The following is a 607-nucleotide window of genomic DNA, read 5'->3' on the forward strand; positions in this document are numbered from 1 at the left end:
AGTGAATGTCACTTACGTAGACGAGCAAGATGCGCAAGTAGCAGATCCAGAAACTTTGGAGGGCGAAGTGGATGCAGCCTACACGGCCCAGAAGAAAGAAGTATCTGGCTATAACTTCTTGCGAGTGGAGGGTTCAGAGACTGGCACCTTCAAGACAGAAGTTCAGAACGTCAAGTACATCTACCAAGCCATTCCAAAACCACGCGGAACAGTGAATGTCACCTACGTAGACGAGCAAGATGCTAAATTGTCTGACCCAGTTACCTTGGAAGGTGAAGTGGACGCAAGTTATACAACTGAGAAGAAAGAAATCACAGGCTATAACTTCTTGCGAGTGGAGGGTTCAGAGACTGGCACCTTCAAGACAGAAGTTCAGAACGTCAAGTACATCTACCAAGCCATTCCGAAGCCGCGAGGAACGGTTAATGTCACTTACGTGGACGAACAAAATGCAAAATTGGCAGATCCAGAAACTTTGGAAGGCGAAGTGGATGCAGCCTACACGGCCCAGAAGAAAGAAGTATCTGGCTATAACTTCCTGCGAGTAGAGGGTCCAGAAACTGGGACCTTCAAGTCCGAAGTTCAGAACGTCAAGTACATCTACCAA

General features: G+C 47.4%; 1 protein-coding gene. It reads left to right on the forward strand.

The features are described 5' to 3' along the window. On the forward strand, positions 1-607 hold a 607-nt coding region (locus HMPREF3093_RS04005), incomplete at both ends, for a MucBP domain-containing protein (protein WP_180363263.1).

The sequence above is a fragment of the Abiotrophia sp. HMSC24B09 genome (assembly GCF_001815865.1).
Taxonomy (GTDB): Bacteria; Bacillota; Bacilli; order Lactobacillales; family Aerococcaceae; genus Abiotrophia.